This is a genomic window from Marinobacterium sp. xm-m-383 (assembly GCF_013283255.1).
Taxonomy (GTDB): Bacteria; Pseudomonadota; Gammaproteobacteria; order Pseudomonadales; family Balneatricaceae; genus Marinobacterium_E.
Map to the genome: position 1 here is coordinate 135,172 of NZ_WBYT01000003.1, position 22,625 is coordinate 157,796.

At 48.4% G+C, this 22,625-nt stretch carries 18 protein-coding genes and 2 pseudogenes; 14 read left to right on the top strand and 6 right to left on the bottom strand.

Features of this window, described 5'->3' with window-relative positions; translation table 11 throughout:
• Nucleotides 1-2 precede the first annotated feature (2 nt).
• Nucleotides 3-1,046, bottom strand: a complete 1,044-nt coding sequence (locus XMM383_RS06310) for a DUF2333 family protein (protein ID WP_173480486.1) — start codon at nucleotides 1,044-1,046, stop codon at nucleotides 3-5.
• A 336-nt stretch (nucleotides 1,047-1,382) separates the two neighbouring features.
• Between XMM383_RS06310 and accB the strand changes: the two genes are divergently transcribed.
• From accB to XMM383_RS06375, 13 genes are all read left to right on the top strand, one after another.
• Entirely contained in the window at nucleotides 1,383-1,841 is a 459-nt protein-coding gene (gene accB / locus XMM383_RS06315) for an acetyl-CoA carboxylase biotin carboxyl carrier protein (RefSeq protein WP_173494696.1), read from the top strand.
• A gap of 28 nt (nucleotides 1,842-1,869) precedes the next feature.
• Entirely contained in the window at nucleotides 1,870-3,213 is a 1,344-nt protein-coding gene (gene accC / locus XMM383_RS06320; RefSeq protein WP_173483331.1) for an acetyl-CoA carboxylase biotin carboxylase subunit, read from the top strand.
• 71 nt (nucleotides 3,214-3,284) lie between these two features.
• Nucleotides 3,285-4,175: a 50S ribosomal protein L11 methyltransferase gene (gene prmA, locus XMM383_RS06325; RefSeq protein WP_173483332.1), complete on the top strand. Its 891-nt coding sequence runs from the start codon at nucleotides 3,285-3,287 to the stop codon at nucleotides 4,173-4,175.
• A 16-nt stretch (nucleotides 4,176-4,191) separates the two neighbouring features.
• Complete coding sequence (locus XMM383_RS06330) at nucleotides 4,192-4,926, top strand: DUF3426 domain-containing protein (protein WP_173483333.1); 735 nt, start codon at nucleotides 4,192-4,194, stop codon at nucleotides 4,924-4,926.
• A 413-nt stretch (nucleotides 4,927-5,339) separates the two neighbouring features.
• The gene (dusB, locus tag XMM383_RS06335) at nucleotides 5,340-6,314 is read left to right on the top strand and encodes a tRNA dihydrouridine synthase DusB (RefSeq protein ID WP_173480482.1); all 975 of its coding nucleotides are present in this window, start codon (nucleotides 5,340-5,342) and stop codon (nucleotides 6,312-6,314) included.
• A 37-nt stretch (nucleotides 6,315-6,351) separates the two neighbouring features.
• Complete coding sequence (gene fis / locus XMM383_RS06340) at nucleotides 6,352-6,621, top strand: DNA-binding transcriptional regulator Fis (RefSeq protein WP_173480755.1); 270 nt, start codon at nucleotides 6,352-6,354, stop codon at nucleotides 6,619-6,621.
• A gap of 23 nt (nucleotides 6,622-6,644) precedes the next feature.
• Complete coding sequence (gene purH / locus XMM383_RS06345) at nucleotides 6,645-8,222, top strand: bifunctional phosphoribosylaminoimidazolecarboxamide formyltransferase/IMP cyclohydrolase (RefSeq protein WP_173480481.1); 1,578 nt, start codon at nucleotides 6,645-6,647, stop codon at nucleotides 8,220-8,222.
• Between the two features lie 21 nt (nucleotides 8,223-8,243).
• Nucleotides 8,244-9,527 (top strand): phosphoribosylamine--glycine ligase, encoded by a 1,284-nt coding sequence (gene purD / locus XMM383_RS06350; protein ID WP_173480480.1) that lies wholly within the window; start codon nucleotides 8,244-8,246, stop codon nucleotides 9,525-9,527.
• 149 nt (nucleotides 9,528-9,676) lie between these two features.
• Complete coding sequence (locus tag XMM383_RS06355; RefSeq protein WP_173494697.1) at nucleotides 9,677-10,720, top strand: YeeE/YedE family protein; 1,044 nt, start codon at nucleotides 9,677-9,679, stop codon at nucleotides 10,718-10,720.
• A gap of 30 nt (nucleotides 10,721-10,750) precedes the next feature.
• Nucleotides 10,751-11,365: a LysE family transporter gene (locus XMM383_RS06360; protein WP_173494698.1), complete on the top strand. Its 615-nt coding sequence runs from the start codon at nucleotides 10,751-10,753 to the stop codon at nucleotides 11,363-11,365.
• 14 nt (nucleotides 11,366-11,379) lie between these two features.
• Nucleotides 11,380-11,745 carry a histidine triad nucleotide-binding protein gene (locus XMM383_RS06365; protein ID WP_217363598.1) on the top strand — a complete coding sequence of 122 codons (366 nt, stop codon included), beginning with the start codon at nucleotides 11,380-11,382 and terminating at the stop codon, nucleotides 11,743-11,745.
• A 9-nt stretch (nucleotides 11,746-11,754) separates the two neighbouring features.
• On the top strand, nucleotides 11,755-12,693 hold the full coding sequence (locus XMM383_RS06370; protein ID WP_173483903.1) for a bifunctional enoyl-CoA hydratase/phosphate acetyltransferase: 939 nt from the start codon (nucleotides 11,755-11,757) through the stop codon (nucleotides 12,691-12,693).
• Nucleotides 12,694-12,695: 2 nt separating this feature from the next.
• Nucleotides 12,696-13,844, top strand: coding sequence for an acetate/propionate family kinase (locus XMM383_RS06375; RefSeq protein ID WP_173483902.1), 1,149 nt, complete (start codon nucleotides 12,696-12,698; stop codon nucleotides 13,842-13,844).
• On the opposite strand, the gene rlmB is transcribed toward XMM383_RS06375, so the two are convergent.
• The 3 genes and pseudogenes from rlmB to folE2 form a co-directional block, all read right to left on the bottom strand.
• Nucleotides 13,836-14,573 (bottom strand): 23S rRNA (guanosine(2251)-2'-O)-methyltransferase RlmB, encoded by a 738-nt coding sequence (rlmB, locus tag XMM383_RS06380; protein WP_173480474.1) that lies wholly within the window; start codon nucleotides 14,571-14,573, stop codon nucleotides 13,836-13,838. The genes XMM383_RS06375 and rlmB overlap by 9 nt on opposite strands.
• Nucleotides 14,574-14,658: 85 nt before the next feature.
• Nucleotides 14,659-16,515, bottom strand: coding sequence for a SurA N-terminal domain-containing protein (locus XMM383_RS06385; protein WP_173494699.1), 1,857 nt, complete (start codon nucleotides 16,513-16,515; stop codon nucleotides 14,659-14,661).
• Nucleotides 16,516-17,097: 582 nt separating this feature from the next.
• Nucleotides 17,098-17,790, bottom strand: a pseudogene (gene folE2, locus XMM383_RS11695) (GTP cyclohydrolase FolE2).
• 31 nt (nucleotides 17,791-17,821) lie between these two features.
• On the opposite strand from folE2, the pseudogene XMM383_RS06400 reads away from it, so the two are divergent.
• Nucleotides 17,822-19,000 (top strand): annotated as a pseudogene (locus XMM383_RS06400) (IS3 family transposase).
• Nucleotides 19,001-19,013: 13 nt separating this feature from the next.
• Here the strand turns inward: XMM383_RS06400 and XMM383_RS06405 are convergent.
• Together XMM383_RS06405 and XMM383_RS06410 are read right to left on the bottom strand one after the other, a co-directional pair.
• Complete coding sequence (locus tag XMM383_RS06405; protein WP_173494700.1) at nucleotides 19,014-20,672, bottom strand: electron transfer flavoprotein-ubiquinone oxidoreductase; 1,659 nt, start codon at nucleotides 20,670-20,672, stop codon at nucleotides 19,014-19,016.
• Nucleotides 20,673-20,699: 27 nt separating this feature from the next.
• Complete coding sequence (locus XMM383_RS06410) at nucleotides 20,700-22,478, bottom strand: acyl-CoA dehydrogenase (protein WP_173480470.1); 1,779 nt, start codon at nucleotides 22,476-22,478, stop codon at nucleotides 20,700-20,702.
• Nucleotides 22,479-22,625: the final 147 nt, after the last annotated feature.

A 22,625-nucleotide genomic window follows, 5' to 3' on the forward strand; every position in this document is an offset into this window, starting at 1 on the left:
AATTACCCCTGGGAGAGAAGATCTCTCAAATCAATAATGGCTGCATTAGCACGGGAAATGTACGAAGCCATCACCAAAGAGTGGTTGGCTAAAAATCCAAATTCGGTGCCGTTAAGAATAATGGGACTCCAGATGGTGCCCTGTGTGGCCTCTAGTTCACGAACAATCTGCTTCAACGAGGTGACCGCACTCTTCTTCTCAAGACTCTGTGCAAAATCCAACTCGATAGCACGTAAAATATGAATCAGAGCCCAGGCAGTTCCACGCGCTTCATAGAAGACGTCATCAATCTCACTCCAAGGCGTTTGTATCTCTAACTCTGAGGGCTGAGCCGTTGCTTGGGCGCCCCCCTGACTGCCGGCGAGATCGGTATTAATACGGCGCTGCCCAACGCTGGCACTTAAGCGCTGTGAAATACTACCCAGGCGAGTTGAAACGTCGCCCAACCAATCTTGAAGGTTATCGGCACGAGCATAGAACTGCGCCTGTGATTCATCCTGACTAGAGAGTTTGCCTTGATAGGCTCTTAATGAAACCAACGCATCTCGATACTCACTTTCACTTGACGGTATCAACCAAGAGTTATTATCAAAGTGTAATTTGGGTTCCGCAGAGGCTAGATCCTTCTGTTCAGTCGACTGCGACTGAGAACGACTGAAGGTTTTGCGCATTGCTCGACTCAGGTCACGAATCTGCACAAGCACACCAAATTCCCAATTAGGCAGGTTATCCATAAGAACACCCGGCGGAAAACGATCATTGGAGAGGTAGCCACCTGGCTTGTTAAGAAGCGACTCTGTCAGTTCGATCAGTGTAGCGGTTGTGTAACTGCCGACCACCACCGTTTCATTTCGCTCGGCAGCGCTAGCTTCAGTCAACTGCTTCACATCAAATTCAGCTGGAGTCCAGCTCCAGAGAAAGCCCAATACAACCACCACCAGTGAGTAGGCTGCCAGAGGCGCCAGCAACAGATAAAAGCGCTTCACTCCGAGCCCTTCCCGAAGACGATCAAGGAGATCCAACAGAGTTCTAAATAGACCTTTCATACACTACCTTTTGCGTAAATAAGCATCACAAAAATACAAATGCTGCACTGCACTATGACCTGTACAGCCCCTTGGGTCAATCCATCGATAAGTTGCTTTAAACAACCTCGTTTTAATATCAAAAGCCATTTTGCACAAATAATAGACAATTAACGTGTAGATAGCGTTAAATTTGCCGAAATTCACACCATTTTCGCAACTTTCAGCTGGACAACCCCCTTTAGTCTCATGCAAACTTAACCTTATAGGGCTCTGTTAATAGATATCTGCCTATTCGATGCAATTAACAGCCATATCCCAACAATTTATTACTTAACTGCGCTACAGGAGCACATCATGGATATTCGTAAAGTTAAAAAACTGATCGAACTTCTCGAAGAGTCAAACATCAACGAAATCGAGATCAAAGAGGGCGAAGAGTCTGTTCGTATTAGCCGTGGTGGTTCTATCGTTGCGGCTCCAGTAGCAGCACCTGCACCTGTCGTTGCTGCAGCACCTGCTTCCGCTGCTGCTCCAGTAGCTGCACCTGCTGCAGCAGAGGCTGCACCAGCTGCGCCAGCGGGTCATACCGTTAACTCACCAATGGTGGGTACTTTCTACCGTTCACCAGCGCCAAGTGCTCCGGCATTCATCGAAGTGGGCAAAACGGTTAAAGCGGGTGACGTCATCTGTATCGTTGAAGCGATGAAGATGATGAACCAGATCGAAGCAGACAAGAGTGGCGTGATTGAAGCCATCCTTGTTGAAGATGGTCAGCCGGTTGAATTTGATCAACCACTCGTTGTCATTGCCTAAACTCTAATCAACAGAGGAATATTCCATCATGTTGGATAAAGTTCTGATCGCAAACCGTGGCGAAATTGCGCTACGTATCATGCGAGCTTGTAAAGAGTTAGGCATTAAAACCGTCGCTGTTCATTCACAGGCTGATCGTGATTTGATGCACGTCCGTCTTGCTGATGAAGCGGTCTGTATCGGCCCAGCTCAATCTGCTCAAAGTTACCTAAACATCCCTTCCCTAATTGCAGCGGCAGAAGTCACTGATTCAGTGGCTATCCACCCTGGCTATGGCTTCCTCGCTGAAAACGCAGGCTTTGCTGAGCAGGTAGAGCAGTCAGGTTTTACATTTATCGGCCCTAAAGCTGAAACCATACGATTAATGGGTGACAAGGTGTCAGCCATTGAAGCGATGAAGAAAGCGGGTGTTCCAACAGTACCTGGTTCAGACGGACCACTGCCAGAGAACGACAACGATACGCTTTATAAAATTGCAAAACGTATTGGCTACCCTGTAATCATCAAAGCCGCTGCCGGTGGTGGTGGTCGTGGTATGCGTGTTGTTCATACTGAAGCTCACCTAGTTAACGCCGTGCAAGTGACCAAGTCTGAAGCAAAGGCGGCCTTTGGTGATGATACTGTCTACATGGAGAAGTTCCTTGAGAACCCACGCCACGTAGAGATCCAAGTATTAGCCGACGGGCAAGGGAATGCGATTCACCTTTACGATCGCGACTGTTCATTACAGCGCCGCCATCAGAAGGTTGTTGAGGAGGCACCAGCACCTCACCTAGACCCAGAATCACGCGCAAAAGTACTGCAGTCATGTGTCGATGCTTGTATTGAGATCGGCTATCGCGGTGCAGGCACCTTTGAATTTCTGTACGAAGATGGTGGCTTCTACTTCATCGAAATGAACACTCGTGTTCAGGTTGAACACCCTGTGACAGAGATGGTTACCGGTGTCGACATTGTAAAAGAGCAGCTGCGTATCGCTTCTGGCGAAAAACTATCGATCAAACAGGAAGATGTCGTGTTACGTGGCCACTCTTTCGAATGTCGTATCAACGCAGAAGATCCTAAAACCTTTATGCCTTCACCGGGTAAAGTTAATGGTTTCCATGCGCCAGGTGGTAACGGCATCCGTGTTGATTCGCACCTCTATGCGGGCTACACAGTACCACCTCACTACGACTCATTGATCGCTAAATTGATCTCTTATGGTGAAGATCGTGAAGTGGCAATGCAGCGCATGCGCAATGCTCTGGATGAGATGGTCATTGATGGTATTCGTACCAACATTCCACTTCACCATGAAATCATGCGTGATACCCATTTCGAAGTGGGTGGTGTTAACATTCACTACTTAGAAAAGAAATTAGGCCTATAAGTTAACTTACGTCCTAATCAAAGCCCGCTCTGTTGCGGGCTTTGTTGTCTTTAAATTACGAGCTAAAAAGAATGCCTTGGCTACAGATAAAAGTTGTTACAAATCCTGATATTGCAGAGTTTTATGAAGATCTACTTCTTGAAGCGGGCTGTGCTGCCGTGACCTTTGAGGACGCAAAAGATCAACCTATTTTCGAGCCTGAATTAGGGACTACTCCGCTCTGGGGTACAACCGTAATCACCGGTCTGTTTGCAGCAGAGCATGATTTAGAGTCGACACTTGCCTTTCTAAACGAGCAAAAACTCTCCGTTGAGGGTGGCGATACAATAGAGTTCAAGGCAGAAATTCTTGAGGACAAAGATTGGGAACGAGAGTGGATGACTCACTATCACCCGATGCAGTTCGGTAGCCATTTTTGGGTCTGCCCAAGCTGGATTGAAGTACCTGATGCGAATGCAGTCAATCTGATGCTCGATCCTGGACTAGCCTTTGGCACAGGAACTCATCCAACCACTGCACTCTGCCTAGAGTGGCTCGCCAGTGAGCCACTACAGAACAGATCGGTTATCGATTATGGCTGCGGGAGTGGCATTTTGGGCATTGCTGCCATTCTTTTGGGTGCAAGCGCAGTGTCAGGCGTCGATATTGATCCGCAAGCATTAACCGCCACTCAAGACAATCTTGTTAGAAACGGTCTAGATAAAGAACGTTTACCGGTATTCTTCCCAGAGAGCTTTGATTCAGAACCGGTCGATCTAGTCATTGCCAACATACTCGCCGGACCACTGAAAGAGCTTGCTCCTACACTAGCCGAATTGGTTAAATCAGGTGGTCAGTTAATTCTATCGGGGCTTCTGATAGAACAAGCGGATGAATTGATTAGTACCTACTCCGAGTGGTTTGATATGGAACCCCCATCAACCAAAGAGGAGTGGGTTCGTTTAACGGGTCGCAAACGTTAAGGTTGAGAAGGGATAGATGTTTGTAACAGAGTGTCCAGAGTGCCAAGCCAAGTTTAGAGTGACTGATGGTCAACTGCGCCTGGCTAATGGTCGCGTTCGCTGCGGCAACTGCCTCTCTATTTTTGATGCCGAAAATGGACGTACTGATCGAACACCCACTACAGCAACTGAACAGCCTCAACAGACATCCACTGGAGCACAATTCGCGCAGCTAGACGCTGAGCCTATCGTACTTGAGCGATTTAATTCTCAACCCGAGTCGCCTTTCAAAACGGCATTAATGATTCTAATTCTTCTGTTATGCGCAGTACTCGGCGCCCTACAGTATCTCTGGTTTGAGCGAGCTAGGCTAAATGCACACCCCAGCTTACGACCCTTCTATATTATTGCGTGCAGTCAGATAAATTGTGATTTAAGCGCTAAAGAGGGGCTGACTCTACTGACGATTGAACAGACCCTAGTGAGGGAGCATCCTCGTTACTCCAATGCACTTGAAGTGACACTGAGAATCAACAACCAATCCACACTCTACCAACCCTATCCGGCGGTTGAACTCTCTCTAAAAGATCTACAAGGCAAACTGATCAGCCGCCGCACATTTGATCCAAATGAGTATTTAGAACTTGGCATCAACGCTGAGCGCTTAAGCCCAAAACTCCCCATTCAAATTCAACTGACCTTAACCAAACCGGATGAAGCGATCGCCTCTTTTGAAGCGAACCTTTCTGAAGCCCGTTTCAACCAACGCTAGGGAACCTACGAATAAGTCCATGACATCTCAGGCTTACAGTCAAATTTGTCATCCAGGCGTGTTTTTGAAGGCCTAGCGGGCTAAGTCGAGAAAACAGAACGCAGAGGATGGATTTGACTGTAAGCCCCGTAGGGCGCGACCTGAAACATCCATCTACAGCGTTGGATCGCTGACTAAAGGCGATGGCCATTAGTTGCACAATCCGCCTTGTATCTGAATGTTTCAGATCACGCTGAGAAATTATGGACTTGTTCGCAGGTTCCCTAGTTAGCCTGTCAACCCCAAAATTGATCATTTTTTATTCAAAAACGTCTTGGACCCTCGGTCCGTGAAGAGTATTATATGCGCCCTTCATAACCAACGACGGACATTCCAATTCATTGGAGTTACACCCTCGTTGTGGCAGGTTTTTGATGTTACAGATTGGTCCATACAGCCTTGACACTCAAGTTGCTCTAGCCCCAATGGCTGGTGTGACTGATCGCCCGTTTCGACAACTCTGTCGCGAACTGGGTGCAGGCCTTGTTGTGTCAGAGATGGTGACGTCAGATCCAAATCTTTGGCACACACGCAAGTCCTCATTTCGCCTAAACCATCAAGGCGAAGCGGAGCCTCGCTCCGTACAGATTGCGGGTGGCGATCCAGAGATGATGGCATTAGCTGCTCAGTTAAATGCAGAGCGTGGCGCACAAATCATCGACATCAATATGGGCTGCCCGGCTAAAAAAGTCTGTAATAAAGCAGCTGGCTCAGCACTGCTGAAAGATGAACCTCTGGTCGAATCTATATTGGAAGCCGTGGTCAATGCAGTCGATATACCAGTGACCCTAAAAATTCGGACTGGTTGGTCTCCAGACAATCGCAACGCACTCACCATCGCCAAAATGGCTGAACAAGCTGGTATAGCCGCGCTGACCGTTCATGGAAGAACCCGGTCAGATAAGTACCTTGGTGACGCTGAGTACGAGACCATTAAATCCGTTAAAGAGAACATCAGCATCCCTGTCATTGCTAATGGCGATATCACCACCCCAGAAAAAGCGCGTTTTGTTTTGGATTACACCGGTGCTGATGCAGTCATGATCGGTCGTGCAGCGCAAGGCACCCCGTGGATTTTGCGAGAGATTGATCATTATCTGCGTCATGGTGAAAAAATAGCGCCACCCACTCTCTCAGAAATACACTCTATTTTTAATCGCCACCTGAAAGCTCTGCACGAGTTTTATGGAGAGTTAATGGGCGTTCGTATCGCCCGAAAACACCTTAATTGGTATCTGCAATCAGTTAGCGATGTGACTGGCTTTAGAAAAGAATTTAATCAGTTGGAAACAGCTGAAGAGCAGCTTAACGCCCTCGATCAATATTTTGATCGTGCCCAAGCTGCTTAATATTTAGGTAACCGTAGTAGTGAGTAGTAACGATACAATGCAACATCTCGATATCTCTGAAATAACAACAGAAACCCAGACACCAACACTGCGTGAGAGTGTTCAATCTTCACTTGAGACCTACTTCAAGACGTTAGATGGACAGCCCGCAAGTGATGTTTATCAAATGGTGTTGACTGAAGTAGAAGCACCGCTGTTTGAAGCTGTTATGCGCTACACCAAAGATAACCAAACCCGTGCTTCAGAGCTTCTTGGCCTGAACCGCGGCACGCTTCGCAAAAAGTTGAAGCAGTATGATCTTCTTTAAATCTCTGAAAAATGGAAAGCCTCATGTCTAACGACTCATACACTCCTATTCGTCGCGCTCTGATCAGCGTGTCAGACAAAACTGGCATCGTAGATTTTGCCCGTGAACTGACTGCTCAAGGCGTTGAAATCCTATCAACTGGCGGCACTTACAAACTGCTTTGTGATGAAGGCATCGCAGCCGTTGAAGTCTCAGACTACACGGGTTTTCCAGAGATGATGGCAGGCCGCGTTAAAACCCTTCACCCTAAAGTGCACGGCGGGATCTTGGGTCGTCGCGGTACTGATGATGCGGTGATGACTGAGCATGGCATCAACCCAATCGACATGGTGGTTGTCAACCTATACCCCTTTGCAGAGACCGTCGCACGTCCAGATTGTGATCTTCCGATGGCCATTGAAAACATCGATATCGGTGGCCCAACCATGGTTCGATCTGCTGCCAAAAACCATAAAGATGTCGCAATTGTCGTTAACGCTTCTGACTACGATTCAATCATCGCTGACCTTAAAGCCAACAAGGGTCTTAACTACAACACCCGTTTTGACCTTGCTGTTAAAGCGTTTGAACACACTGCTGCTTACGACGGCATGATTGCAAACTATCTTGGTGCTCGAGTGGGTGTGGAAGAGCCAGAGACCTTCCCACGCACTTTCAATACTCAGTTCGTCAAAGTTCAAGACATGCGTTACGGTGAAAACCCACACCAACGTGCAGCCTTCTACGTTGAAGAGAACGCAACTGAAGCCAGCGTTTCAACCGCTCGTCAACTTCAGGGTAAAGAGCTCTCGTTTAACAACGTAGCCGATACTGATGCGGCACTTGAGTGCGTTAAGCCTTTCAAAGAGCCTGCCTGTGTCATCGTTAAACATGCTAACCCTTGTGGTGTCGCCATTGGCGGCAACATTCTGGAAGCATACAACCGCGCTTTCCAGACAGATCCTACCTCAGCATTTGGTGGCATCATCGCATTCAACCGCGAACTTGATGCAGAAACAGCAAAAGCGATCGTTGATCGTCAATTTGTCGAGGTGATCATTGCTCCAAAAGTGAGCGCTCAGGCATCCGAAATCGTTGCCGCTAAACCCAATGTTCGTCTACTTGAGTGTGGTGAATTTGCGGCACAGCCTGGTGCAGCTTTCGATTACAAACGTGTCAACGGTGGCCTACTGGTGCAAGATTGTGATCTAGGCATGGTGAACGCATCTGAGCTTCAAATTGTCACTAAGCGTCAACCATCTGAACAGGAGATCCGCGATCTACTGTTCTGCTGGGAAGTGGCTAAATTCGTTAAATCGAATGCCATTGTCTACGCTCGTGATGGCCAGACTATCGGTATCGGTGCAGGCCAGATGAGTCGTGTCTACTCAGCTAAAATTGCGGGTATCAAAGCGGCGGATGAAGGCCTACAAGTTGCTGGTTCGGTGATGGCATCTGATGCTTTCTTCCCATTCCGTGATGGCATTGACTCTGCAGCAGAAGCGGGTATCAAAGCGGTTATCCAGCCAGGTGGCTCAATGCGTGACCAAGAGGTTATCGATGCTGCTGATGAGCATGGCATGGCGATGGTATTCACCGGCATGCGCCACTTCCGCCACTAAGCGTTAAAGGGATTGAACGATATGAATATTCTAGTAATTGGCTCAGGTGGCCGTGAACACGCGCTAGCTTGGAGCGCCGCTAAAGATGCACGTGTAAATACTGTCTTTGTTGCTCCAGGTAATGCAGGTACAGCGATTGAAGCTGGTATTGAAAACGTCGCGATCGATGTCATGGACAAAGTTGCTCTTGCCAACTTCGCTAAAGAGAACGGCGTTGCCTTGACCATCGTAGGTCCTGAAGCACCGCTAGTCGATGGTGTCGTGGATTACTTCCAGTCAGAAGGCCTAGCAATTTTCGGTCCATCAGCAGGCGCTGCACAGCTTGAGGGCTCTAAAGCGTTTACTAAAGACTTCCTAGCACGCCAAGAGATCCCAACGGCAGAGTACCAAAACTTCACAGAGATCGAACCAGCACTTGCTTACCTTCGTGAGAAAGGCGCGCCAATCGTTGTGAAAGCGGATGGCCTAGCAGCGGGTAAAGGCGTTATCGTCGCGATGACACTTGAAGAGGCTGAAGATGCTGTCAAAGATATGCTTGCCGGAAATGCCTTTGGCGATGCCGGTAGCCGTGTTGTTATTGAAGAGTTCCTAGATGGCGAGGAAGCCTCTTTCATCGTCATGGTCGATGGCGAAAACGTTCTGCCAATGGCAACCAGCCAAGACCACAAACGTGTTGGTGATGGTGATACTGGCCTTAACACTGGCGGCATGGGTGCTTACTCTCCGGCTCCAGTGGTTACACCAGAGATCGACCAGCGCATCATGGACGAAGTGATCTACCCAACCGTTCGCGGTATGGCTGCAGAGGGTAACCGATACACTGGATTCCTATATGCAGGCCTAATGATTGCAGCCGATGGCACACCTAAAGTAATCGAGTACAACTGCCGCTTTGGTGACCCAGAGACACAACCAATCATGATGCGTCTACAGTCGAGCATTGTCGAACTTTGTGAAGCTGCGCTTAAGGGCGAACTCGACAAAACAACCGCTCAATGGGATCCTCGTCCATCCATTGGCGTTGTTATGGCTGCCGGTGGATACCCTGGTGATTACAACAAAGGCGATGTGATTTCACTTCCTGCATCACTTCCAGCTGACAGCAAAATCTTCCACGCAGGCACAGCCCTAAATGGTGATGATGTCGTGACAGCCGGCGGTCGTGTTCTTTGTGTCACTGCACTTGGCGACACAGTAACCGACGCACAAGCACGCGCTTACGAACTTCTAAAGCAAGTTAGCTGGAAAGACGCCTACTTCCGCACCGACATCGCTTACAGAGCGATCGCCCGCGAAAACGGTTGATATTCAACTTAACCTATCAAAGACCCTTCGGGGTCTTTTTTATTGCCTAAAATCATCATTGATGTCAGTCAACAGATCCAACCAAACTACTCGCACTTCAGTATTGATCAAGGCAAAATAATGATATTACCCTTTTATAAGAGACGACTATGCCTGAGTTTTTAGAGGCCTACTCCAGCGGAGAGGTTGCCGTTCTTTTAGGTTTGATCACCGGATTGGTGTTTGGTGTCTTTGCGCAGCAAAGTCGGTTCTGTCTTCGCGCGGCCTGTATTGAGTTCTGGCGCAACAAGCCTGGTCCTAAATTCGCCATTTGGCTCTTTACCTTCTCGACAGCGCTTATCCTGACTCAACTTCTAATGCTTAACGGTGATCTCGAGAAAAGCAGTATTCGGCAGCTGGTAACGACAGGCTCTATGTCTGGGGCCATCATTGGTGGATCCATGTTTGGTATTGGCATGGTCATGGCTAGAGGCTGCGCAAGCCGCCTTCTAGTCCTATCTGCGACCGGTAATCTACGAGCACTCATTGCAGGACTGGTGGTCACCGTTGTCTCGCAAGCCGCACTAAGAGGTATTCTATCTCCCGCCAGAAATGAGATCTCATCTTGGTGGCTAATCGATGGATCATCACGTGATCTGTCACTTTGGCTCCCAGAATTTGGGGCTTTAGGATTCGGTATTATTCTATTTGTCGCCGCTTTCTATTTGGCAAAAAGAACCTCACCCAGAATCTACTGGCAGTTTGGTGCCGTCATGGTCGGGTTAAGTGTTGCTTTGGGCTGGGCACTAACCTCTTGGCATGCCAGTAACTCTTTTGACATTATCGCGGTGAAAAGCGTTAGTTTTACTGGACCATCAGCCGATACCTTAATGGCACTGATCAACGAGCCAGAGGTGCCTCTGTCGTTCGATATCGGCATTGTTGTCGGCGTATTTGCGGGCTCATTCTTGGCTTCTTGGATAACAAAAGAGTTCAAAATTCAAACCTTTACCGAAGAGACTGGCCTTTCACGCTATTTGGTTGGAGCCGGTCTTATGGGCTTTGGCGGCATGCTTGCGGGCGGGTGTGCAGTTGGTGCTGGTGTTACTGGTGGTGCAGTAATGGCCCTCACCGCTTGGGTTGCACTCTTCTTCATGTGGCTAAGTGCTGGCATCACTGACAGGGTACTCGACTACCGTCGCGAGACAGCCTAAATTAACAGCTCTAACGACTGAGCAAATTCTATGTCCTTTGAACTCTGGCTTGCCCTGTTAGGCGCAGCCATCATGATCTCGCTATCCCCTGGCGCAGGCTTTGCTACCGCTGTGAGTTTTGGGCTCTCAAATGGTTTACGAGGTGCAGCACCAGCTGTGTTTGGCCTTATTTGTGGCTATGGCACCCAGATGCTGGTGGTATCACTTGGCTTAGGGGCACTCATTGCAACCTCACCTATTCTATTCACAGTCATTAAATACATAGGCGCCGCCTACCTTATCTGGCTGGGCTTTCAGATTATCCGTTCGCAGGCTGAGCTCGAGCTTCATAACGCTGAGCCTCTTAAGAAGCGAGAGCGCTTTATTCGCGCCTATTTAGTTAATATCACCAACCCTAAGGGCATGGTGTTTCTACTAGCACTAGTACCACAATTCTTGAACCCTAACGAGCCACAAGCAGTTCAGTTGTGGATTATTGGCCTGACACTGGTATTGGTCGACTGGATTGTAATGACAGGTTATTCAGGCATCGCTGCGCGCCTAAGAAAATTTGTTCAAGACCCTAAGGGCAGAGCTTGGCTCAATCGCGCATCTGGGAGTGCACTGATACTAGCGGGTCTGGTATTGTCTACCGCAACACTTTAAAAATTGGAGTAATGATGGACTGTCTATTTTGTAAAATTGTCGCTGGCGATATTCCTGCTGAAAAGCTATTTGAGAATGATCATGTGATCGCTTTCCGTGACATCAACCCACAGGCTCCGTTTCACGCTTTAGTGATTCCTAAAAAACATATCTCAACTTTAGATGATGCCACTGCAGAGGATATTGAGGCCCTCGGTCACCTCCAATTAGCCGCAGCTGAGATTGCTCGTGACCAAGGATTTTCATCAGATGGTTATCGTACTGTCATGAACTGTCGCGAACATGGAGGGCAAACGGTCTACCACATTCACCTTCACCTGTTAGGTGGCAAGGCGATGGGATGGCCACCTTATACCGATACACTTAAGCAACCACTTTAAGGCTGTGTGATGACTGTCATAAAAGATCTACCCTCCAATAATCAACTCGAGTACTTCATTGAACAGGCACGACAGACGACAGCCATTACCACAGCCGTCGTCCACCCTGTGGAGGGTAATGGCTTAGCCGGCGCTCTTGAAGCGGCTAAACAGGGGTTAATCAATCCTATTTTAATTGGCCCCGAGCATAAGATTCGTCAGGCTAGTGAGGAGATTAACGCCGATCTTGGTGGCATTCAGATCATCAACACTGAACACAGTCATGAAGCGGCTGAGGTCGCCTGTAACATCGTTAGACAGGGCGACGCTCAAGCGTTAATGAAAGGCTCTCTAGGTACTTCAGAGCTGCTAGGAGCCGTTCTACACAAAGAGAGTGGCATCAGAACAGAGCGACGTTTGAGTCATCTGTTTGTGTTTGACGTACCGAACTATCACAAACCATTGATCATCACTGATGCGGCGATCAATGTTGTTCCTGATCTCTATACCAAAAAGGATATCGTCCAGAATGCGATAGACTTTGCGCATGCGTTAGGGAATGAACACCCCAAAGTAGCCATTCTAGCGGCTGTCGAGAAGGTGAAAGCGAACATGCAGAGCACCATTGATGCTGCTGCCCTCTGTAAAATGGCCGATCGCAACCAGATCACTGGTGGGATTTTGGATGGTCCTCTCGCCTTTGATAACGCCATATCAAAACAGGCTGCGATCGATAAACATATAAACTCACCAGTGTCCGGTGAAGCCGATATTCTTCTAGCACCTGATCTTGAAGCCGGCAATATGATTGCTAAACAGTTGATCTATTTAGCTGGAGCTCAGTCAGCCGGTGTCGCAGTAGGCGCTAGAGTACCGATCATTCTGACAAGCCGAGCGGATGGTGTTCTCGCACGGCTCGCAAGCTGCGCTCTGGCCTCCTACATGGTGCACCACGGCCGCAAGATATAGTCATGAACATACTGACGCTAAATGCTGGCTCTTCGAGCCTTAAAGCTGCTCTCTACACTCGACACAACGAGCTTTTATCCAAGATTGGAGAAGCTTCCTTATCCGGCGTAGGTTCAGACCATTTAGCTCTAAACATTGATGGCAAGGCTATCGAGATCACCGACCTCGACAAAACTGATCCAGCCAGCATCCATGCTGCCGTTGTCGATAGACTCTTTGAGCAGTTCAACTTAGTAGAGAATGAACTGATAGTCTCTCACCGTGTGGTTCATGGAGGCGGCCTTTTCTCGGCACCAGCCCTTGTCGATGACGTCCTGATGGCACAGTTAACATCTTTCAACTCACTGGCCCCGCTGCATCAGCCATTCAATCTACGTCTAATCGAACAAGTGCGAGCCGCACATCCAGGCTCAACTAATGTGGTCGCTTTCGATACGATGTTTCATGCTCATCAACCGGAGCTAGAAACTTGTTATGCACTGCCTAAATCGATTCGTGACATGGGTATCCGCCGTTACGGTTTTCATGGGCTGTCGTACGCCTATATAGCAGACTCCCAACAACTCTGTGAAAACCCAGAAGAGCGAACTGTCGTTCTCCACCTGGGAGCAGGCTCATCGGCTTGCGGTATGTTGGGCGGCGAGTCGAAAGCATCCAGCATGGGCTTCTCAGCAGTTGATGGTTTACCGATGGGGTCACGAACAGGCAATTTAGATCCTGGCGTGATGATTCATTTGATGCGTGAAGGGATGGATGCAAATCAGCTCGAAACACTTCTCTACAAACAGAGTGGCTGGCTGGGTCTTTCAGGTCTATGCAGTGATATGCGAACACTGCTCGAATCAGATTTAGAGGAAGCGAAGTTCACCGTCGATTACTACTGCTATCACATTACCCAAGAGATTGGTCGGTTAACCGCAATATTGGGTGGATTAGACAGAGTCATTTTCACTGCTGGCGTTGGCCAACATGCCCCACTCATTCGAGAAAAAGTGTGCAGTCAACTGGCTTGGCTAGGCCTAGAGATCGATAACAAGCTAAATCAGAGCAACCAAGTTGAGATTGCTACTAAATCATCCAAAGTCAGAGTGCAGGTCGTCCCTACGGATGAGGAGTGGATGCTAGCCAAATACGCGACGCAGTTAGTTTGATCGCTGTCTGACGATCTCAAACAGGGTAACACCGGTTGCTACTGAGACATTCAAACTGGAGACTTCGCCCGCCATTGGGATTTTAATCAACAGATCACACTGCTCTCGTGTTAAGCGGCGCATCCCCTTGCCTTCAGCGCCCATCACAAGCGCTAATGGGCCGGTTAGATCTGTTTGGTAAATGGAACCTTTCGCTTCACCCGCCGTTCCGACAATCCACACTCCACGCTCTTGAAGCTGATTAAGCGTTCTCGAGAGATTGGTTACCTGAAAATAGGGCACTGCATCCGCTGCACCACAAGCAACTTTAATCGCTGTCGCATTTAATGGCGCCGATTTATCACGAGGGGCGATGACAGCTGCGACACCGGCCGCATCAGCGGTACGCAGACATGCACCTAGGTTGTGAGGGTCAGTAACCCCATCAAGCACTAGCAGAAGAGGTGTTTGGTCAACCTCATCCATCAGCTTAAACAACTCTTTATCACCCAGAATGGGTAGAGGTTTAGCTTCGGCCAACACCCCTTGATGAACACCATCGACACGCTCATCCAAACGATGTTTGCTGATAGTCTCAACATGAACACCGGCCTGGGCAGCTAGGGCTAGAATTTTCTCTACTTTCGGATCAACGCGTCCCTGAACAATAAAGAGGCGTTTTACCCTCTCAGGGTCACGGTTTAACAGCGTTGTGACAGCATGAATGCCAAATACCTGATCCAATTTCATTCTCTTTTACCTTAGCGTTAAAGGCGCACCGACGTGCAACTGAAAAAAATAGCCGCTAAAGAGCGGCTATCTCACTGAAGTCGACTTAATTAATGACGATTTCAGCCTTTGATTTTAGTGTTTCAAACTGGGTTCTAAATGCCTGACTACCCTCACCGGCAGCCAACATTGTTGAAATTTGTGTCTGAAGCTCATCAGCAATCTGCTCTTGCGAGGTTCCAACAGCATCGACAGTGATCAATGCCGCTGTACCATCAGAGAGCTGGACAACCTTATAGTCTGCACTACCCTCTGGACGTGCCATAGCAAAAGCTGCTTCTACAATCTGAGGTTCAAGATCAACGGCTGCACCGCGTGCGATCGATTTGACTGCAGTCCACTCCAGGTCAACTTTACCCTCTTGTGCAGCAGACAGAGCGTTTTGAGCCTGTTCAAAGGCCTGCTTAGCCGCCTGAGAAGATTTAAGTCTGCTGACTAAATCATCACGCACTTCAGCAAGCTCAAGCTGACGTGCTGGTCGCAATTCGTTCATATTAAGAACAAAGGTACGACCACTGCTCACCTCAATAGGGTCAGAGTTTAGACGCTCTTTGGTCACAACATCAGAGAAGGCTGCACGAACCAGTTTCTGGTCAGAAAAATCGCCAGTCCCACCATTACGAGTCAAAGGCTCTGAGGTTTGTATCTCGAGTGACAGCTCCTCAGCAAGCACGGCAAGGTCGCCTGAAGAGAAGGCCAAATCCGTTAAACGTTCTAGTGCGCTGACATAAACCTCTTCTGCATTCGCTTCAGCAACATCATAGATGAGATCCTCGCGCACTTCGCTCAGTGCTGGCACCTCTTTAGCACGTACATCGTTTAACTTGATGATGTGCACACCAAACTCGGTCTCGACAGGTTCAGAGTACTCGCCGGCATTTAATGAGAACAGAGCATCATCAAAGGGACCTTCAAAAAGGCCTGGCGTCAGGTAACCTAGATCACCGCCTGAATTAGCTGAACCAATATCTTGTGAGTACTCAGCAGCTAGTGAGGCGAAGCTTTCGCCGGCCGCCAACTTCGTACGAATCTCTTCAGCCTTTGCCAGCGCTGCATCCAGAGGCTGGGCATCGCTTATCTCAAGGAGTATGTGACTAGCAGAACGCTCTTCACCACCTTCAAAACCGGCTTTTAACTGATCATAGGCAGAGTTAATTTCGGCTTCGGTCACACTGTCTGGGTCAACAAAATCCGCTTGGTCCAGTACAACATAGTCAACAACGACCTGCTCTTGGGTCATTAGCTGATCGCCCATACTGTCATAAGCAGCTTGCACATCCGCATCATTCACTGTCTGTGAATCAGCGTCAACAGAGAAACGCGCCACTCGGATATCACGCGTCTGTGTATTCAAAGCAAGAAGATGATCAAGTTCCGAAGCGGTTAAAAAAGCTGACTGCTCGTAAGCACCGCGCACCTGATTCATCAGCGCTTCACTCTTAAGAAGCTCACGGTACGTCAAAGGAGTAAAACCAGCTCCTCGTAGAGCGGATTCAAACTGGTTGCGATCGAATCGACCGTCAACCTGAAACTCCCGCGTTGCAACGATCATCTGGTCCAGCATTTGATCAGACACAAAAAGCCCTAGCTCTTCTGCTGCACTGATCTGTACGTTGCGATCTATGAGATTGTCCAAAACCACTTTGCGTAGAACAACATCGTCTAACATGGCTGGATCAGCATTGTCGCCCATTTGAGTTAGAACTTGTCGACGTTGCAGATCGATACCACGATAGAGCTCATTCTTAGTAATGGCTTTACCATTGACTTCAGCGGGAGGTGGTTCGGCTGTAGCTAGGCCGACCAGTGAGTCAACGCCCCACAGAGCGAAAACGACAATGATCAAACCAACCAGAACTTTAGCAATAATCCCTTGTGAATTATCACGCATTGATTGCAACATGACTGAGTGTCCTATGAATTAAAAAAAGCGCAACCTGAGGTATGCGCTTTTTTAGTGGGGAGAGTCTGAAACTCTTACGCGCTAAAGCGCACCCCTGGAATAACCGATATTACTTGTTTACAGCGTCTTTTAATAAGTTCAAAGAGAAATGTTTCATTTCATGTGAATGCTTAGCAGCCACGTAAACAAACGCTTTGAGAGCATATCTTCAGTAAAGTAAACAGCCATTGTTTCAAACTACTATATAATCTTACTTACAAGCGCATATTAGCTCGATTGTCTGGGCAAGAATGAAACGATTGCACGGATGATAACATCTCTTATGCCATAAGCAAGAAAGAATTTTTTGAAACAAAACAAAAAGCCAAAAGGCTTCAAAATGAGCATACTTATGAAGATTTTAAACCGACTTATGAGGAGGTCTTCTTAGAGTCCAAAAGAAGAAATTCCTGTCCAAATCATGGTGGCTGTTTACGTATAATAACCTGCTGGAACCTACAAACAATGTTTGGCAAATGCACTGTTAATTAACTTCCGATAGAACAGCCGTAAATTGCCGACAAAAAGCATATGCTCAAGGATCTACGAATAGCTCAAACCGCCAGGAACCCCTTTTACCACCATGGCAACAGCATCGTGCGCATGTAAGCTCTCAAAGTGTTCCACTTTGATTTTGAAGTCCGTGTAGACTGGATCCAGACTTAACTCGCGTTTAATTCTCCGCGCGGCGTCCTCGCAGAACATCAAGTTTTGCCCATTCCTTTTCGCAAACTCTTGTTCATCCTCTCGTTTAACCGCAGTTTGTACCGGAGTTTTCAAGGTTTTTTCTACCTTATTTATCAGCTCAAAAATTGGGAAATGCTCGAAGCTTTTACCCAGTCTCACGGTTACAGTTGCCCTACTTCTCTGGCTATGCGGTGTCGCATGTGAACCGTTGGCACTCAATTACCATCCCTCAACTTCAGAAACTGACACTGTTTCCCTGGTAGTAAAATCTGCAGAGAATTTTTCCTGCAAAAGCTGTCTTGCCAATGAAGCAGAACAGGGGCATGTTGATGAATAATCAACTCCTACCGATAGATCAAAAGTGAAACTAGAACTACTTACTTCTGCCTGAATGCTTATGTCATAACTTTTCCAGCCACTGTTATCACTGAGTAATGCTTTACGCTTTATAGGCAACTCAAAATCTAGTTTTAAAAGTGCTTTATCACTTAATCCTACATGGCCGGACTGTAGTGGCATAGTGAATTTGGCCACCTGATTAGAGGTGATATGATCGCCTCCTGACTACACAGGTGACACTATGACAAAACCAAAACGACCTAACTTTAGCCCCGAATTTCGTCTAGAATCAGCGCAACTTGTTGTCGATCAAGGATACAAGGTACGAGAGGCTGCTGAAGCAATGGGCGTGGGTAAATCCACCATGGATAAGTGGGTTCGACAGCTGCGAGCAGAGCGTAAAGGAGAATCCCCCAAAGCCACGCCGATGACAGAAGAGCAACGTCGTATTCGAGAGCTGGAGAAGCAGGTAAAGCAGCTTGAGATGGAAAAAGAGATATTAAAAAAGGCTTCAGCTCTCTTGATGTCCGACGAGCTGAAAGGTTTGCGGTAATACGTCGACTTCAAGGGAGCTACTCTGCAACACGACTATGCCATCTATTCGGCGTACACCGTAGCAGTTACAAATACTGGCGGAATTATGCCAAAGGGGAAAACCCTGCTCGCATCCTTTTGAAAGAGAAAGTCAGAGAGGCCTTCAGCATTAGCGAGGGTTCAGCAGGTGCACGAAGTGTAGCAGCTATGGTGACGCTCTCAGGCACACCGCTCAGTCGTTATGTTGCGGGCAAACTGATGTCAGAGTTACAACTGTTTAGTTGCCAGCAACCCAAGCACCGTTATTAGGAAAGCAACACAAGAGCATCCCGTTGCCCCCAATCTGTTGGCAAGACAATTTAAGTCTGCGGCTCCAAACCAGGTATGGTGTGGCGATATTACTTATATCTGGACGGGGCGGCGTTGGGCCTATCTGGCAGTCGTACTGGACTTATATGCTCGCAAACCTGTTGGTTGGGCTTTTTCTCTTAATCCAGATAGTGACCTGACAAGTAAAGCCCTAACGATGGCTTTTGAATTAAGGGGTAGACCTGAAGGCCTACTGTTCCACTCCGATCAGGGCTGCCAGTACACCAGTGTGAAGTATCGTAGGCTACTGTGGCGGCACAAGATAAAACAGAGCATGAGTCGACGCGGCAACTGCTGGGATAATGCTCCAATGGAGCGTTTCTTCCGCAGCTTGAAAGCCGAATGGGTTCCAGAGATAGGTTACGCCTCAATAACAGAGGCTAGGAACTCAATTACTGACTACATCGTTGGATATTACAGCCAGCAAAGGCCGCATCAGCATAACGGGATGTTGCCACCGAATTTGGCAGAAGAAATATACTGGAATGACTACAAAGTGGTGGCCAGTTTTACTTGACCACTACACATCCTCACATGTTCGGATAGTTCGGTCCGCCCATACCCTCTGGCGTTACCCAGCGTATATTCTGAGCCGGATCTTTGATATCGCAGGTTTTGCAATGCAGGCAGTTCTGGGCGTTAATCTGGAAGTGCTGTCCGGCATCATCTTCAACCACTTCGTACACCCCCGCAGGGCAATAACGCTGAGCAGGTTCTGCAAACTTCGGCAGGTTTTGTTGCAACGGCACTGAGCTGTCTTTAAGCTGCAAATGACAAGGCTGATCTTCTTCATGGTTAGTATTCGACAGGAACACTGAACCCAGCTTATCAAAGCTCAACTCACCATCCGGTTTTGGATAGTCAATCGGTGTGCATTCACTGGCCGGCCGTATCTGTGCATAGTCTTCTTTATCATCGTGTAGGGTGACCGGGATCTTGCCGCTAAACAGGTTCTGATCGATAAAGTTAAAGGCACCACCCATAATCGGACCAAACTTATGCAATGCAGGGCCAAAGTTTCGGGAGCGGGACAGCTCATCATAGAGCCATGAACTTTCAAATTTATCGGTGAAGCTGTTAAGTTCTTTACCGCCTTCACATCCCTCAATCAGAGCTTCAAAGATCGTTTCTGCGGCCAGCATGCCGGATTTCATTGCCGTATGCGTGCCTTTAATCTTGGAGAAATTGAGCGTACCGGCATTACAGCCAGCAACAATACCACCCGGGAAGGTCATCTTCGGCAGAGCATTGAAACCACCTTTGGTGATTGCTCGAGCGCCATAAGAAACGCGCTTTCCACCTTCCAGGTACTGTTTCAGTACTGGATGGTGCTTCATGCGCTGGAACTCATCAAATGGACTCAGGTAGGGGTTGCTGTAGTTCAGATCAATGATCAGACCCACTACCACCTGATTACCTTCGGTGTGATAGAGGAAGAAACCGCCACTGGCGCCATCGCTTAAAGGCCAACCTGAACCGTGCAGAACCAGACCTGGCTTGTGATTCTCCGGGTTAATATCCCAAAGTTCTTTAATACCGATGCCGTAATGCTGCGCATCCGCTTCTGAGTCCAGTTCAAACTTCTCGATCAGCTCTTTACCCAGATGACCACGACAGCCTTCTGAGAAGATAGTGTATTTCGCATGCAGTTCCATACCCGGCATATAGCTGTCTTTTTGCTCGCCGGATTCACTGATGCCCATATCACCGGTGGCAATGCCTTTAACACTGCCATCATCGTTGTACAGCACTTCAGCAGCGGCAAAACCCGGGAAGATTTCTACGCCAAGTTGTTCCGCTTGCTCCGCCAACCAGCGGCAAACATTACCCAGGCTGACAATATAGTTACCATGGTTATGCATGGTTTTGGGTACAAACGCATTCGGTACCTGAACGGACTTTTCTTCGTTTTTCAGTAGGAAAATCTGATCTTCTGTGACGAGAGTATTGAGCGGTGCGCCCAGCTCTTTCCAGTCCGGGAACAGCTCATCCAGAGCACGGCTTTCAATCACCGCGCCAGAGAGAATATGGGCGCCCACTTCAGACCCTTTTTCTACTACACAGACAGTCAGTTCCTGCTCTGCTTCGTTTGCCTGTTGCATCAGTCGGCAGGCGGCGGATAAACCCGCCGGGCCTGCACCTACAATAACAACATCAAACTCCATGGATTCGCGCGTTATCTCACTCATCGTAAACCTCACTTATGCTGTTATTGCTTAAAACTGATCTTCAGAAAGCGCCATTACCGCTTCACCACCGCTCTGCATCGCCTTAAGAAGAGCGCCGGTTCTTGGTAATAACTGTTCAGCATAAAAACGCGCACAGACGATTTTACTCTCGAGGAAATCTTTATCTGCATCAGGTGCCCCTAGCTTGCCTTCTGCAATAGCCGCGGACTTCGCCATCAACCAGCCACCGCATAGGTAACCCAGTAACATCATGAAGTTCACGCTGGCAGCGCCTGCTGCAGCGGGGTCTTTAGCTCCTTTATCAAGTACCCACTTACGCGCAACATCAGCATCATCGAGAGCTGAATCTACCGCTTTTACAATAGCGCTCATGGCTTCGGAGTTGATGCCATCCAGATCAGCTTTAATCTCTTCCAGCAATGCAGATAGCGCCGCACCTTTATCTATGAGGGTCTTACGGCCAATCAGATCAAGAGCCTGAATGCCTGTTGTGCCTTCGTAAATGGTCAGGATACGTGCATCACGGTAATGCTGCGCAACCCCGGTTTCCTCAATAAAACCCATACCGCCATGAACCTGCACAGCCAGATAGGTGAGCTCCTGAGACAACTCAGTCATCCAACCCTTTACAATTGGGGTGTAGAGTTCGGTACGTGCATGGTGAATCGCTTTTGTCTCTTCATCCTGCGCATTTTTAGCGCGATCAGCTTCTGCTCGCGCCACATATGCAAGGGCCCGCATTGCCTGAGTACCCGATTTCATCTGCAGTAACATACGACGTACATCCGGGTGTTTAATGATGCTGATGCGAGAACCATCCCGAAGGGTTCCCTGGATACGGTCTTTGGCATACGCCAGCGCATGCTGGTATGCGCGCTCAGATATTGCCAACCCCTGTAATCCTACTGCCTGACGAGCATCGTTCATCATGGTAAACATGCATGCGAGACCATTGTTCTCAGCACCCACCAGATAACCCACTGCACCGCCGTTATCACCAAAACTCATGACACAGGTCGGGCTGCCATGAATACCCAGCTTATGCTCCAGAGCAACAGGGGCCACATCGTTTCTTTGGTCAGTGATATTACCCTCTGCATCCAGCATGAACTTAGGCACAACAAACAGAGAGATACCCTTCACGCCTGCTGGCGCATCCGGTAACCGGGCTAATACCAGATGAGCGATATTGTCTGTCATCTGATGATCACCCCAGGTGATAAAGATTTTTTGTCCGGTGATACGGTAATGATCACCTTCAGGGACGGCTCTGGTTTTCAGAGCGGCCAGATCGGTGCCGGCATCGGGTTCAGTCAGGTTCATGGTACCTGTCCACTCACCGCTGATCAGTTTAGGCAGGTAGGTATTCTGCAACTCTTCGCTACCATGGGTTTCAATCGCTTCAATTGCCCCCTGAGTCAGCAACGGGCAAAGCGCCCAACCAAGGTTTGCAGACTGCCAGATTTCATTCACAGCAACAGACAGTGATAAAGGCAACCCCTGCCCTTCAAATTCCGGGTTGCCCGCCAGAGATGGCCAGCCACCCTCACAAAACTGCTGGTAAGCCTCAGAAAAACCCTCGGTTTGCTGAACATTACCATCAGCAAGGGTTGCACCCTTCAGATCGCCTACCCGGTTAAGTGGGGCCAGTTGCTCTTCGCCCAGCTTAGCCGCTTCATCAAGCACAGCTTCACCAAGGCCTTCAGCGAATTCATCAAGCCCTGCCTGATGACAAATCTGTTCAAGACCCACCAAGTCATTTAATACAAACAATGCATCCTGATAAGGAAAACGATACTCACTCATCGCTCATGTTGCTCCGTTCCTCGCAAGCCTGAATACATTCCGGCCTGCTTTTATTATTCTTCGAAAGCGTTTTTACATTTGGGAAATGCTTAATTCATGATCTTCTCAGAGCACGCCCCAAACAATAACAATTCAAGCCTTATCTAC

What these genes read in the sequence shown, in the direction of transcription:
- XMM383_RS06310 (WP_173480486.1), bottom strand. Translation starts at nt 1,046, where the DNA reads ATGAAAGGTCTATTTAGAACTCTGTTGGATCTCCTTGATCGTCTTCGG.
- accB (WP_173494696.1), top strand. Translation starts at nt 1,383, where the DNA reads ATGGATATTCGTAAAGTTAAAAAACTGATCGAACTTCTCGAAGAGTCA.
- accC (WP_173483331.1), top strand. Translation starts at nt 1,870, where the DNA reads ATGTTGGATAAAGTTCTGATCGCAAACCGTGGCGAAATTGCGCTACGT.
- prmA (WP_173483332.1), top strand. Translation starts at nt 3,285, where the DNA reads ATGCCTTGGCTACAGATAAAAGTTGTTACAAATCCTGATATTGCAGAG.
- XMM383_RS06330 (WP_173483333.1), top strand. Translation starts at nt 4,192, where the DNA reads ATGTTTGTAACAGAGTGTCCAGAGTGCCAAGCCAAGTTTAGAGTGACT.
- dusB (WP_173480482.1), top strand. Translation starts at nt 5,340, where the DNA reads ATGTTACAGATTGGTCCATACAGCCTTGACACTCAAGTTGCTCTAGCC.
- fis (WP_173480755.1), top strand. Translation starts at nt 6,352, where the DNA reads ATGCAACATCTCGATATCTCTGAAATAACAACAGAAACCCAGACACCA.
- purH (WP_173480481.1), top strand. Translation starts at nt 6,645, where the DNA reads ATGTCTAACGACTCATACACTCCTATTCGTCGCGCTCTGATCAGCGTG.
- purD (WP_173480480.1), top strand. Translation starts at nt 8,244, where the DNA reads ATGAATATTCTAGTAATTGGCTCAGGTGGCCGTGAACACGCGCTAGCT.
- XMM383_RS06355 (WP_173494697.1), top strand. Translation starts at nt 9,677, where the DNA reads ATGCCTGAGTTTTTAGAGGCCTACTCCAGCGGAGAGGTTGCCGTTCTT.
- XMM383_RS06360 (WP_173494698.1), top strand. Translation starts at nt 10,751, where the DNA reads ATGTCCTTTGAACTCTGGCTTGCCCTGTTAGGCGCAGCCATCATGATC.
- XMM383_RS06365 (WP_217363598.1), top strand. Translation starts at nt 11,380, where the DNA reads ATGGACTGTCTATTTTGTAAAATTGTCGCTGGCGATATTCCTGCTGAA.
- XMM383_RS06370 (WP_173483903.1), top strand. Translation starts at nt 11,755, where the DNA reads ATGACTGTCATAAAAGATCTACCCTCCAATAATCAACTCGAGTACTTC.
- XMM383_RS06375 (WP_173483902.1), top strand. Translation starts at nt 12,696, where the DNA reads ATGAACATACTGACGCTAAATGCTGGCTCTTCGAGCCTTAAAGCTGCT.
- rlmB (WP_173480474.1), bottom strand. Translation starts at nt 14,573, where the DNA reads ATGAAATTGGATCAGGTATTTGGCATTCATGCTGTCACAACGCTGTTA.
- XMM383_RS06385 (WP_173494699.1), bottom strand. Translation starts at nt 16,515, where the DNA reads ATGTTGCAATCAATGCGTGATAATTCACAAGGGATTATTGCTAAAGTT.
- XMM383_RS06405 (WP_173494700.1), bottom strand. Translation starts at nt 20,672, where the DNA reads ATGAGTGAGATAACGCGCGAATCCATGGAGTTTGATGTTGTTATTGTA.
- XMM383_RS06410 (WP_173480470.1), bottom strand. Translation starts at nt 22,478, where the DNA reads ATGAGTGAGTATCGTTTTCCTTATCAGGATGCATTGTTTGTATTAAAT.